This window comes from Adhaeribacter sp. (assembly GCF_057359045.1).
This window is the reverse complement of sequence record NZ_JBMQUD010000041.1, coordinates 1-12,937: the sequence shown is the minus strand read 5'-3', so window position 1 is coordinate 12,937 and position 12,937 is coordinate 1. Positions and strand designations below refer to the sequence as shown.

Genomic DNA, 12,937 nt, shown 5'->3' with positions numbered 1-12,937 from the left:
TAACCGTTTGCTTTGTGTGTACCCCAGCGGCCACTACAGATATTACAACAAACGTCATTTATTCCGGATGGCCGGCGAAGACAATATTTATACGGCCGGTACGCAAAAGTTAGTAGCTGAAGTAAAGGGCTGGCATATTTGCCCGTTGGTTTGCTACGATTTGCGCTTTCCGGTTTGGAGCCGGAACACCCAATTCGCCTACGATTTACTTTTGTACGTAGCCAATTGGCCGGCCAAACGCCGCCTGGCTTGGCAAAGCCTTTTACCAGCCCGTGCTATTGAAAATTTAGCGTACGTTGTGGGGGTAAACCGGGTGGGGCAAGATGGCAACGGCCACGAATATGCCGGCGATTCGGGCATTTACCACCCTACCGGCGCAACCATCTGGAGCCAGGCCCACGACGAAGCCATCCACACGGTTTTACTTTCTTACGAAAATTTGCAGCAGTATCGCCAAAGTTTTCCGGCCAACCTCGATGCCGATGATTTTACGTTAGCCCTGACGTAAGTACGACATTACCTGGTCGGGAATACTGGCGGAATTATTTATTTCCTGCAACTGTATATGCGGCCGGGCTTTTAATATTCCCCGTAAGCGGGTATGGGTTCCTTCCAGCAAACACAACATAGGTTTGTTTTCCCGGATAATGGTTTCTACCAAGCGAAAAGCACCACCCAATTCTACATCGGGAACCGCTACTTTAAAATAAATAATGGCTTGCGTTGCATCCTGCACCAACCGGCAGCCCTGGGCTATAAGCATTTCGTCGGAGTTGGCATCAAAATCAACCGTAACCAAAGCGGGCAACTTCTCTTTTAATAAAGCTATTATCGGTTGCTGAAAATCATAAAAAGTGGGCAAGCCCAAATTTACCTGAATAAAAGCCTGCATATTTTGTTTTACTTGATAACTAGTTTACGGCTGGTTTGGTGGCTAGCCAGGTTTGTTATCCGCACAATGTACATGCCCGGTTTTAACCCCAATACATTTATTTCGTGTTTTTTGGCTGGTTGCGTTCTTTCTGTTGTAACCCGCTGGCCAGCCAGGTTAAATACAGTATACGTAATCTCTTCGGGGCTTAACAGAATTGCCGTGTGGGTAGCCGGATTGGGGTACAGCACCAGTGCTACCGGATCTTTATCGGGCTCGTCGGGGTTTCCTAATACGCCGCGCGCTTGCTGCCCCAGGTAGTATAGGCCGCCTCCACGGCTTCCGACCATTATTTCGGGTACGCCGTCGCCATCCAGGTCGGCGGCCGCTAAGGCCAGGCCGCTACCCAGCCGGGCCGAGCCAAAGGTACTTGTTTGCGGGTTCCGGAACAGGTCAGACACCGGGGTAAAAGTGCTGGTTAAGTTCTGCCGGAAATTAGCGTAAATTCTTATTTCGCCTTTGTCGTCGGCCAACATTAGTTCGGGGTTATTGTCTTTGTTTAAATCCACGATTAGCGGATAAATATTCTGCCGGGTTATTTCGGTTTCGATGTTGCCAAAATTTTCATTTTCGAGGATAAACACCGGATTAGCGGCGCTGCCGGTATTGCGGTAAAACCGCAGTGCCCCGCTGGTAGCAGAAGCCAGTGCATTGGTAGCTAGTATTAAATCCTGATCGCCATCCTGGTCTACATCATAAAAAGCCGGCACATCGCCAATAAACCGGCCTACATTAATGGTCTGGATATTGGCAATATTAAAACTGAATGGCTGGTTGGGCGCCGCTGTATTTAAAATATACCGGATAGATCCGGTAGAACCAATAGTTACGGCCAGCACCAAATCCAAACGGCCATCGCTGTTTACATCGGCAAACTGGGGTTTTATGTCGCGGAAGCCTGCATTGGCCAAACCTAAATAATCAGTTGCTTCGCGCTCAAAAATGGCTTTGTCTGTAGTGCCCACATTCCGGAAAAACCAGATTCGGCCCTGGCGGGTACCCAGCAACAAATCCAGGTCGCCGTCGGCATCAACATCGGCCAACGCCGGAGCGGCTTGCTCACCTATATCGAGCATATCGGCCTGTAGAAAATCTTTTTGGGCTAAAGCAAATTCCGGCACGTTGGTGGTGCTGGTGTTGCGGTAAAACCACGCCGACTGACTAAAATTTACATTATCGCCGGTGTTGTTGCGCACAAATGGCGCTACAAGCAAATCTTTATTCCCATCAAAATCCAGGTCTTCGTGGTAAGCGGCCGGAAAATAATTTAAACTGGCCCGCACACTGTTTTCGGGAAAATTTAACTGCAACCCAGCCGACGTAAAAGTAGCCGTACTGAGGTTACCACTGTTGGTCATGCGGGCTAAATCGGGGCAGGCATCGCCACTTACTAAAATATCTTTATCGTTATCGCCATCCAGATCCAGGGCCAGTAAAGCCATGCCGTCGTTGTGCAAGGTACCCGTAGTGCCGGAGGTGCGGCAACTGCCGTTAAACACGTAGCCGTTGCATACATGCTCGCATTTGGTAACATTGCCCCACCGGTTGGTAGCTAGAGTAAATTTTAAATTATCAGCCGGCAGACTTTCTTCAACGCGCAGGTTGCGGTAATATTCAATGGTAGTACTACCAGAAAAATCAAAAGTTAAAATATCTAAGTCGCCGTCGTTATCTACATCTACAAAAGCCGGCAGGTTATCGCCGCTTACCTGTAAATTAATATTATTGTTAAACCTGATGTAATCGGTAGCCAAAGTAAAAGTTGGCAAGCCATTGGCGTCGGGAATATTTTTATAAACTTTTATACCCGCGCTGGTTTTGGTAAATAAATCTTTGTGGCCATCCTGGTTAAAATCGCGTAACAGCACCCAGTCAGATAAATTGGTCGGAAATAAAAGCTCGTATTCGGGGGCATATTGCCAGTGCCACACCCCATTGGTATTTTGCGCCAGGTAAGTAAATATTTTATTTAGGGTGCGGTCATAAATAAAAAGGTCTTCGGTGCCATCGTTGTTTAATTCTAGCTTAGAAAAAACCGGACTATTTATACCCCCTGCCCAAGGATTTTTTATCGTCTCAGAATCAATAACTATTTTTACATCGTTCCTGAAACGAAACTCGTACTGTTGCTGCCCGGCTACCCGCAAACCGCAGAGCCAGAAAATACTTATGTGTAAGGCAAGTAACCATGTTTTCATATCCGGAAATAAAAAATTCAGCTAATAAATAAATTTTAAATATGCTTACAACCACGGAGCAGCTTTACAAAATTTACCAGCAGTGCCGGCAAGTTAGTACCGACTCCCGCGCCGACCAGGAGCAATCTTTGTTTTTTGCTTTAAACGGCCCCAATTTTAAGGGTGCTGGTTTTGCCGAACAAGCCTTAACCAAAGGAGCACTTTATGCCGTAGTAGACGATCCCGCTTACGCCTCGGAGCGCTGCTTGGTAGTACCCGATACATTACAGGCTCTGCAGGACCTGGCCCGGCACCACCGCCAACAGCTTACCATACCGGTTATTGGTATTACGGGTAGCAACGGTAAAACTACTACCAAAGAACTTACTTACGCAGTTTTAAGTCAAAAATACCATACCCTGTACACCCGGGGCAACCTGAATAACCACATTGGGGTGCCGCTAACGGTACTGAGCATTCGGCCGGAGCACGAAATGGCCATTATCGAAATGGGCGCTAACCATATTAACGAGATTGCCGCTTTGTGTAGTATAGCGCTGCCCACCCACGGCCTGATTACCAATATTGGTAAAGCCCACCTCGAAGGCTTTGGCAGTTTTGAAGGCGTAGCCCGGGCTAAAAGTGAGCTGTACCTGCACCTGGACCAGCACAACGGTACCGTATTTGTAAACAGCCAGAACGAGCTCCTCATGCGCTTGGCCCGCCGGCTTAAAAACAAAATCATGTACCCCGCTTCCGGCGATTATTTCCAGGCTACTTTCCTCGAAGCCGCGCCGTATGTGGTGTACCAATCTGAGAATGGCGAGCGGGTAACAACGCAAATTATTGGGGAATATAATTTTGAAAATATTGCGGCTGCTTCTTGTGTAGGCAAATATTTTGAGGTGCCCCTGGCACAAATAAATGCGGGTATTACGGCTTATGCGCCGGCCAATAACCGTTCGCAGGTGGTTCAGAAGGGTAGTAATACCATTTTGCTGGATGCTTACAACGCTAACCCCTCTTCTATGGCTGCTGCTGTTAATAATTTTGCCAAAGCCCAAGCCTCCGCCAAAATGCTTATTCTGGGCGATATGTTTGAACTGGGCGCCGATAGCCCGGCAGAACACCAGAAATTAGGCGATTTGGTCTCTACGCTGGGTTTCGATAAAGCCGTGTTGTGCGGAGCAGAAATGAGCGTAGCCGCACAGCAGCATCCCGAATTAATTTACTTTGCCACCAAACCAGCATTACAAACCTGGCTGCAGCAAAACCCGGTACAAAACACCCATATTCTGATAAAGGGTTCGCGGGGCATGGGTCTGGAAACCTTGCTGGAAGTGCTGTAAACACCGAGAAGGCTAATAAATAAAAAGCCCTGGCCAGTTGGCAAGGGCTTTTTATTTATGCTTCTTTTTGTTCAATTGCAATTTCAGGGTCTGGTTCCGGATTGGCAGGCACTTGTACAGGCGGAATAGCTTTGGGGCGCTGGGGTTCCTCATTAATAGAGCGTTCCAGCTCGTTCCGGATGCCGTTGGTTGCATCTTTAAATTGGCGAATGCTGCTGCCAAAAGTGCGGGCTAGGCCCGGAATTTTATCTGCGCCAAACAAGACCAGTATAGCCAACAGAATTACCATAAGCTCTCCTCCTCCTATATCGCCTAGAAAAAGAAGAATTGCGTTTAAATGCATATTTTTTACCGTTTATATGTAAGATAACTACCCAATTTACATAAAAGTTTATTGGGTTAAAATCTTTTTAATGCTTTTTAGCAGTTCATGTTAAATGCCGGATTTATTTTCTTGAATTAAGTCCGATACAGTTTTAAAAATATATCCTTGTTGCTTTAAACCAGAAACAATTCCTTTGATAGACCGCATTGATTTTTTCTGATCATCAAACATTACGTGAAGCAGAATAATAGAGCCTGGTTTTGTATTTCCTAAAACATGTTGCACAATTTTTTCTGGGTCTTTCGCCACTTCGGAGTAAGACTCCGGCTCTACATCCCACATTATATTTTTCCGGTTATGCTTACTTAAATAATAAGGCAGGACAAATAACTTCTTTCCATAAGGCGGTCTGAAATGAATATCGCCCTGATAACCGGTTCTTTTAATTAACGAATCTGTTTTTTGGATTTCTTTTTGTACAAAGTCTATTGATTTAAAAATCATACGCTTATGTGAGTAGGAATGATTGCCTAATTCGTGACCTGATGCCACCAGTTTTGCACCTTCGTTCATGTGCTTTTCCAAGGCAGCGCCATTTACAAAAAAAGTAGCTTTAATATTTAATTCACTAAGAATAGATAAAATTTCGTCAGTTTTCTCCGAAGGTCCATCGTCAAACGTTAGTGCCACAGCTTTTTCATGCGTATTCACCCGAGGGATAACCTCACCAAAAAACTGAAACGTTTTAGATCTCGAAATACTATATAGCGCTCCCGCAATTAGCAGCGTAAGGAATAACAAAAGAATCTTTTTCATTTCATTGCTCTTATTATTCTTACACCTGGTTAACCAATTTATATAAATGTTTATCTGGCTAAAATCTTTTAACCTGCTTTACACAACCCAGTAAATCTATTCTAAAACGGCGAATCAAAATCGGCCAGCAGGGGCAACACCGTATCTTTTGCTGATACCAACGGGTCCTGAATACTCCAGTTAATATTTATGCTTGGGTCGTTCCAGATAATCCCGCCTTCGGCCGTCGGCTGGTAATAATCGGTGCATTTATACAAAAAAGTTGTATTGTCTTCGAGGGCTACAAAACCGTGCGCAAAGCCGGGCGGAATGTACAACATGTTGTTTTGGCTGGCATCTAGCCGGCAGGTTATATGCTGGCCGTAAGTAGGTGAGTTTTTCCGGATATCTACGGCTACATCTAAAACGCTGCCGGTAGTAACCCGTACCAGTTTGCCCTGCGCGTACGGCGGGCGCTGAAAATGCAAGCCCCGTAAAACGCCTTTTTGCGATAAAGACTGGTTATCCTGCACAAAGGTTACATCTATACCGGCTTCGGCAAATACTTTATAACTATAAGACTCAAAGAAATAGCCGCGGGCATCGCCAAACTTTTTAGGAATAATTTCAACAACGCCGGCAATAGTAAAGGTTTTAAACTCCATTAATTAAGATGAATAGTATGGCCTGATTTTTTTTGGGCTTAAAGCGGGTTCGTTTTTGGTTATGGCCCGTACGGCACTTAGGTATTTATCAATTACGTAACGCTCATCAAACTTATCCTCGGCTAACTTGCGGCTGGCTTTTCCCATGCGGGCCAGTTCTGCTTCGGGCAGGCGATACATTCTAATCATTTTTTCGGCTAAATCGGCGGCATTTCTTACTTCGCATAAATAACCATTCTGGCCATCTGTTACGGTTTCGCGGCAACCCGGTACATTGGTGGTAACAATGGGTTTGCCCATGGCAGCAGCTTCGAGCAGGGTTTTAGGGGTGCCTTCGCGGTAAGAGGGCAAAACCACGCAATCTGCCTTGGCAATATGGGCCGCTACATTTTCAGATATGCCTAAATATTCAATCGCGCCTTCGGCTACCCAGGGGTCAAATACGGTGCGTTTAATGCCAATATTACCCGATTCATCGATACCGCCCAAAAGCTGGCAACGCACTTCGGGGTACTGGGCCTTTATAATGCGGGCGGCTTCAACGTACTCTACTACGCCTTTTTCGTAAAGCACCCGGGCTACCATTAAAAACGTAAAATCTTTGTTGCGGGTAAAAACCGGGGCCGGCTTAAAGCGTTCGGTATCAATACCTGATCCCGGCAAAACATCGGTAATCTGCTCTTTAATCAGGTGGTGTTCTAAAAAAAGCTGCCGGTCTTCTTTATTCTGAAAAAACACTTTCTCCGGAAACCGGAAGGCCAGCTTGTATAATTTAAGGGCTACTTTTGAAACCATGTTCCGGACCAGGAAAACCGTTCCTAACCCCGATACATTGTTAATAGTAGGTATACCCGCCAGTTTTGCCGCCAGCGAACCATATATATTTGGTTTAATGGTATACTGCAGAATTACATCAGGTTTTACCTGCCGGTAAGTATCGTAAAAACGTTTAGTCAGTAATAAATCCTGCAACGGATTAGTACCTTTGTTCTCCATTTTTATAGGATAGTACCGGCAGCCTTCAGAAATTAGCTGCTGCGAATACTCGTCCTCCGGAGCAATGGCGACTACCTCATATCCTAACCTGAGAAAAGTACGTACCAATCCCATCCGGAAGTTATAAATATTCCAAGATTTATTTATGACAATTGCGATACGCATAATAGGAAATGGCCTACGGGCTGCAAATATAATATACTTATTTTAATTTTTTGGATTTCTATTTTAATAATATTACAAAATCCGAACTGAGTTACCAACTTTATAGAATGTTTCGGAAAAGGAATTTTACTTTTACTATGAGCATTTACGTATACTTTATCAGCCTGTTGCTTTTGCTTGCAGAGAAGGGCTTGATTATAAAATAAATAACCCAAAATATATTTACATGGCTAAAAAACTTCATGACACCGCCAAAGAAAAAGAAACGGCTGTTTTGGTAGCGGTACCCAATAAAACCCAGGCAGATGAGAAAACAAACGAATATTTAGAAGAACTGGCTTTCCTGACCGAAACCGTTGGTGCCGTAACGGTAAAAAGGTTTGTCCAGAAACTAGACCACCCCGATAGCCGCACATTTGTGGGCAAGGGCAAACTCGACGAAATAAAAGCCTTTGTTAAAGAATACGCGATTGATATGGTCATTTTTGATGACGACCTGAGCCCTTCCCAGGTTCGTAATTTAGAACGCGAACTAGAGGTAAAAATTGTAGACCGCAGTTTACTCATTCTTGATATTTTTGCCCAGCGGGCTAAAACCGCTCAATCGCGCACGCAGGTAGAAATGGCTCAGTATCAATATTTCCTACCCCGCTTAACCAACCTCTGGACCCACTTATCGCGGCAAAAAGGGGGTATTGGTATGCGGGGCCCCGGTGAAACCGAAATTGAAACTGACCGCCGGGTAGTACGGGATAAAATTGCTTTGCTGCGCGATAAATTAGAAAAGCTGGATAAACAAAACTACCAACAACGCAAAGCCCGTACTGAGCTGGTGCGGGTTGCTTTGGTAGGTTACACCAACGTGGGTAAATCTACACTCATGAACTTGCTTTCTAAATCTGATGTGTTTGCCGAAAACAAATTATTTGCCACAGTAGATGCCACCGTGCGCAAAGTGGTGCTGGATAACGTTCCGTTTCTGCTCTCCGATACGGTAGGGTTTATCCGGAAACTACCTACCCGCTTAATCGAAAGTTTTAAATCTACGCTCGACGAAATACGGGAGGCCGACTTACTGGTGCACGTGGTAGATATTTCGCACCCGTCGTTTGAGGAGCACATAGAAGTGGTAAACCAAACTTTAAAAGATATTGAATCCGGCGACAAACCTATTTTACTCGTTTTTAATAAAATAGACGAATACCGCACCCAGGAAGTAGATGAACTAAACGATATGGGCGAAGGCACTACTAAACCAACTTTAGAAGAACTCAAAGCCACGTATATGGCCAAGATACACGCCCCGGCTATATTTATATCGGCTAAAAATAATATGAATACCGATACTTTGCGCGAAGAGTTGGTGCGGCGCGTAGCAGCCATTCATTATGAACGCTACCCTAATAACGGCCCGCTGCCAACTGTTGAAAGTTACAATAGCAATCAGTAACGCAAAATCAGGGTTGCCGGGTAGTTTAAATGAACTGCTTATTTTATGGCTTATTTACAACTTAAGGGCGGTTAATTAAATTTAACTGCCCTTAATTGGGGTCGTTCTACAATAGCCTTTGCCGGTATATTTCACCTGCGTCTCAACGTATATACTTTTTGATTTTTAGGCAATTAACAAACAAATAACTGCTTTATAGAAACAAGAGCTGCAGCAGCGGGTTTAATCGGTATCTTTTTAATTAAAAAAGAGTAAAAGACGAATAATTTGCCTGATACCGACTAAATAAATTATGAAAACGCTATACTTAATGCGGCACGCCAAATCGAGCTGGGACTTTGAAGATTTAAGCGACCACGACCGGCCTTTGAACAACCGGGGCCGTAAAGATGCTCCTTTAATGGGCCGGGAACTCATGTCCAGAGAAGTTACCATAGATTTGCTGCTATCCAGCTCGGCTGTAAGAGCCCTTACCACCGCCACTTTAGTAGCCAAAGAACTCGAATACGATCCCGAAAAAATTGCGGTAGAAGAAGAAATTTACAAAGCCAATAAACACGAGCTCCTTTCGATAATTAAAAATATTCCGAACCAATTTGATAAAGTTTTATTGGTTGGCCACAATTACACCATAACCGAACTGGCTAATATGCTGTCGCCGGACCTGGTACCCACCATACCCACTGCCGGAGTAGTTTGCTTAACTTTTAATTGCGATACCTGGGCCGAGATTGAGCGCAAAAATGTGCAGTTCCAGTTCTATGATTTTCCCAAAAATCATAAATAACCAATTAGTGTTTGGGTGGCTAAATAAACCGACAAACTAATATTTAGTTAATTTATAAATAAATAATCTATACAATGGCGTAGGCGGCCAAACTGCTGCCCATGAAAAAGCCTTTGTTTTAAAGTACTGTTATGGAAAAAGATAAAAAAATATTTAACCGTGAACTAAGCTGGCTGGCCTTTAATTACCGGGTGCTGCAAGAGGCCAAAGATTCCAATGTGCCTTTGCTGGAGCGTATTAAGTTTATGGCTATATTTTCTTCTAACCTCGACGAGTATTTTAAAGTACGGGTGGCTACGCTTAAACGCCTGATTAAGCTTAAACGGAAAACCCTCCAAAAACTAAAAGAAGACCCGTCGCAGGAACTGGACCATATTCTGGAAGAGGTTACCCGGCAACAGCACGAACTCGGCGAAATATTCCGGAACCAGATTTTACCAGATTTGCGCCAGGAAAATATATTTCTTTTAAACGAGAAAGAGCTTAACCCCGAACAACAGGAGTTTGTGCGGCATTATTTTGCCGAAAACCTGCAGAGTTACCTTACCCCGGTATTTTTATCAGAAGGTGTGCCGCACTTTTTTCTGAAAGATCAGGTGGTGTACCTGGCCGTCCGGCTGGTGCAGCCGCGCCGGCCCCAAATGCCGCCCGAAGCTTACGTTTTAATGGAGGTGCCGGTAAAAAAACATGGGGGCCGGTTTGTTAAGCTGCCGTCGCAGGGAAACCAGAACTTTGTTATGTTCCTGGAAGATGTAATCCGGTTTTGCCTACCCCAGCTTTTCCCGGATTATGTAAACGCCGATGCGTATGCCATTAAAATTTCGCGCGATGCGGAGTTAGATATAGAAGAAGAAGTATCGGGTAACTTAATGGCCAAAATACAACGCAGCCTTAAAAAGCGCGAAACAGGTTATCCAGCCCGCTTGCTCTTCGACCCAGCCACGCCAGCGGGTTTGCTAGAAATGATACAGGTTAAAACCGGTATTACCGACGACGAATTAATTACCGGCAGTAAATACCACAACTTCCGCGATTTTTTCGGGTTTCCGGGTTTTAACCTGCCGCACTTGTCGTACGAGCCGCAACCTACCCTGCCGCACCCGCAATTACGCTTTCATAAGAGCATGCTCGAGGCCATTTACCACCAGGATTTTTTGCTGCATTACCCGTACTAGTCTTTTGAGTACGTAATCCGGTTTTTCGAAGAAGCGGCCATAGACCCCGCTGTCCGGACCATAAGCGCTACCCTGTACCGCGTAGCCGATAAATCTAAAGTAGCCAAAGCCCTAGTAAAAGCTGCTAACAACGGCAAACTGGTAACGGTGGTGGTAGAGCTTAAAGCCCGCTTCGACGAAGAATCGAATATTTACTGGGCCCGCAAATTACAAAAAGCCGGGGCTACGGTTATTTACGGCGTAGAAGGTTATAAAGTACACACCAAACTGGGCTTGGTAACCCGGCAGGAAGGCCGTAAAATTGTAAGTTATGCCTATTTAAGCTCGGGTAATTACAACGAAGTAACCTCTCATATTTATGCCGACCACGCCCTGTTTACCCGCGATGTGCGGCTAACTAAAGATGTAGAAAAAGTATTTCAATTCTTCTTTGATAGGCTGCCCAACAAACGCTTTAAACACTTACTGGTAGCACCGTTTAATATGCGCGAACGGTTTAACGACCTGATAAACGAAGAAATCCGGAACGTTAAAAAAGGTTTGCCCGCGTATATGATTTTAAAGATGAATGCCCTGCAGGACGAACGCATGATTCTTAAACTATACGAAGCCAGCAAAGCCGGCGTACGCATAGAATTATTGGTTAGGGGTATTTGCAGCCTGATACCGGGCATTCCGGGCCTGAGCGAAAATATTACCGTTCGTAGTATTATTGACCGGTACCTGGAGCACGCGCGGGTGTATATTTTCTGCAACAACAACCAGGAAAAGTTGTACGTGGCTTCGGCCGACTGGATGACCCGCAACTTAAACCGCCGGATTGAAGCAGCATTCCCGATTTACGACCCCAACCTGTTTCAGGAAGTAAGGCACATTATTCAGTTACAATTAAACGATAACGTAAAAGCCCGCAACACCCGCAATGTATATTTGCGCCGGAGCAACGAGCCCGAAACCCGTTCGCAGTACGAAACCTACTATTATTTACAGGCATTAAATCCGGCTTACGAAAAAACGCCCTCCGGCAACGAAGAGCCCCAATCAGAACAAACCGGGCAATAAATATAACTTTAAGGAGATAAAAATAAATTAACGTTTTAAGATATTTTTGCTAATTTTAGCCCTACTTATTTAAAATAAAAGATTTAACAGATTAAACTAGGAACAATTTAGCAAATGCCTTTACGTGAAGAGTTCGAACAAAACGGAAACTGGTTATTTAAGAGAAGAAGTTGGCTTCCCTTAATTTTATATTTTTTTGCGATTATTGTCATGTTCTTTTACGAGGATATTACATATCGCTACATTACCGATACCAGTTGGGGTATTACCTGCTTTATGGTTTCTATTCTGGGCTTGTTTGTGCGGGCCATTACAGTGGGCGCTACGCCCAAAGGTACTTCGGGTCGCAACACTGAAAAACAAATAGCCGAAACCTTAAACCAAACCGGTATTTACTCGGTGGTACGCCACCCTTTGTACCTGGGTAACTTTTTAATGTGGCTGGGCTTGTTTATGTTTTTGGGCTTGTGGTGGTTTGTAGTTATTTGCACCCTGGTGTACTGGATTTATTATGAGCGCATTATGTACGCCGAGGAAGAATTTTTGCGCCGGAGTTACAACAGCCGCTACGAAGAATGGGCTAGCCGTACGCCTGCTTTTTTACCCCGCCTAACCGGCTGGATACCCTCTACCCTCGACTTCTCTATCCGGAATGTACTTAAACGCGAATACAACGGCTTGTTTGCGACCGTGGTATCTTTTGTTTTAATTAATGCCTACAGCAATTTACTAACTGAAGAACGTTTAGAAGTAGATAAACTCTGGCAAATAATTTTTGTAATTGGCCTGGTATTATTTTTGGTTTTAAGGACCTTAAAAAAGAACACCAAAATATTAGATATTGCCGGCCGGTAATATTTAATCAAGGTATACACGAACCGTTTAGTTAATATTTAGCTATTCCTGTAAATAACACCTTCAGCTAAATACGGGTAGGGCCGCATTACCAAAAAATAATTAGAACCTACCAGCGTTTTGAAAATTTCATATAAGTCTGACTTTGCCATTTGTTTTCACCGGCAAAAAGTTAGATTGAAGCTAACAGATTGGCGGTGATAAC

13 protein-coding genes and 1 pseudogene are annotated in these 12,937 nt (G+C 44.4%); 8 read left to right on the top strand and 6 right to left on the bottom strand.

All coding sequences use genetic code 11. The features are described 5' to 3' along the window. On the top strand, positions 1 to 508 hold a 508-nt coding region (locus tag ACO1R6_RS07190), incomplete at its 5' end, for a nitrilase-related carbon-nitrogen hydrolase (protein WP_486263450.1). Here the strand turns inward: ACO1R6_RS07190 and ACO1R6_RS07185 are convergent. Next, positions 494 to 892, bottom strand: a complete 399-nt coding sequence (locus ACO1R6_RS07185; RefSeq protein WP_486263448.1) for a hypothetical protein — start codon at positions 890 to 892, stop codon at positions 494 to 496. The two genes, ACO1R6_RS07190 and ACO1R6_RS07185, sit on opposite strands and share 15 nt — an antisense overlap. An 8-nt stretch (positions 893 to 900) precedes the next feature. Beyond that, on the bottom strand, positions 901 to 3,129 hold the full coding sequence (locus ACO1R6_RS07180) for a T9SS type A sorting domain-containing protein (protein WP_486263446.1): 2,229 nt from the start codon (positions 3,127 to 3,129) through the stop codon (positions 901 to 903). Between the two features lie 41 nt (positions 3,130 to 3,170). Here ACO1R6_RS07180 and ACO1R6_RS07175 point away from each other — a divergent pair, with 41 nt between their 5' ends. After that, positions 3,171 to 4,457 (top strand): UDP-N-acetylmuramoyl-tripeptide--D-alanyl-D-alanine ligase, encoded by a 1,287-nt coding sequence (locus ACO1R6_RS07175; RefSeq protein ID WP_486263444.1) that lies wholly within the window; start codon positions 3,171 to 3,173, stop codon positions 4,455 to 4,457. Positions 4,458 to 4,512: 55 nt separating this feature from the next. Here ACO1R6_RS07175 and ACO1R6_RS07170 read toward each other — a convergent pair whose 3' ends face one another. The 4 genes from ACO1R6_RS07170 to ACO1R6_RS07155 form a co-directional block, all read right to left on the bottom strand. Next, positions 4,513 to 4,800: a Sec-independent protein translocase subunit TatA/TatB gene (locus ACO1R6_RS07170; protein WP_486263441.1), complete on the bottom strand. Its 288-nt coding sequence runs from the start codon at positions 4,798 to 4,800 to the stop codon at positions 4,513 to 4,515. 90 nt (positions 4,801 to 4,890) lie between these two features. Next, the gene (locus ACO1R6_RS07165; RefSeq protein WP_486263439.1) at positions 4,891 to 5,598 is read right to left on the bottom strand and encodes a polysaccharide deacetylase family protein; all 708 of its coding nucleotides are present in this window, start codon (positions 5,596 to 5,598) and stop codon (positions 4,891 to 4,893) included. A gap of 101 nt (positions 5,599 to 5,699) precedes the next feature. Further along, positions 5,700 to 6,242 (bottom strand): dTDP-4-dehydrorhamnose 3,5-epimerase, encoded by a 543-nt coding sequence (gene rfbC / locus ACO1R6_RS07160; protein ID WP_486263437.1) that lies wholly within the window; start codon positions 6,240 to 6,242, stop codon positions 5,700 to 5,702. 3 nt (positions 6,243 to 6,245) lie between these two features. Beyond that, on the bottom strand, positions 6,246 to 7,403 hold the full coding sequence (locus ACO1R6_RS07155; RefSeq protein WP_486263435.1) for a glycosyltransferase family 4 protein: 1,158 nt from the start codon (positions 7,401 to 7,403) through the stop codon (positions 6,246 to 6,248). Between the two features lie 226 nt (positions 7,404 to 7,629). Here ACO1R6_RS07155 and hflX point away from each other — a divergent pair, with 226 nt between their 5' ends. The 6 genes and pseudogenes from hflX to ACO1R6_RS07125 all read left to right on the top strand — a co-directional run bounded on the left by hflX (position 7,630) and on the right by ACO1R6_RS07125 (position 12,732). Beyond that, complete coding sequence (hflX, locus tag ACO1R6_RS07150) at positions 7,630 to 8,853, top strand: GTPase HflX (protein ID WP_486263433.1); 1,224 nt, start codon at positions 7,630 to 7,632, stop codon at positions 8,851 to 8,853. Between the two features lie 292 nt (positions 8,854 to 9,145). Beyond that, positions 9,146 to 9,640 (top strand): SixA phosphatase family protein, encoded by a 495-nt coding sequence (locus ACO1R6_RS07145; RefSeq protein WP_486263431.1) that lies wholly within the window; start codon positions 9,146 to 9,148, stop codon positions 9,638 to 9,640. A 131-nt stretch (positions 9,641 to 9,771) separates the two neighbouring features. Beyond that, positions 9,772 to 10,815 (top strand): polyphosphate kinase, encoded by a 1,044-nt coding sequence (locus ACO1R6_RS07140; RefSeq protein ID WP_486263429.1) that lies wholly within the window; start codon positions 9,772 to 9,774, stop codon positions 10,813 to 10,815. A gap of 12 nt (positions 10,816 to 10,827) precedes the next feature. Continuing rightward, a pseudogene (locus ACO1R6_RS07135) lies at positions 10,828 to 11,232 on the top strand (polyphosphate kinase 1); the annotation flags it as partial. Between the two features lie 21 nt (positions 11,233 to 11,253). Continuing rightward, a complete protein-coding gene (locus ACO1R6_RS07130; protein ID WP_486263452.1) occupies positions 11,254 to 11,877 on the top strand; it encodes a hypothetical protein in 624 nt (207 codons plus the stop codon). Between the two features lie 210 nt (positions 11,878 to 12,087). Next, on the top strand, positions 12,088 to 12,732 hold the full coding sequence (locus ACO1R6_RS07125) for a methyltransferase family protein (protein WP_486263427.1): 645 nt from the start codon (positions 12,088 to 12,090) through the stop codon (positions 12,730 to 12,732). Positions 12,733 to 12,937: the final 205 nt, after the last annotated feature.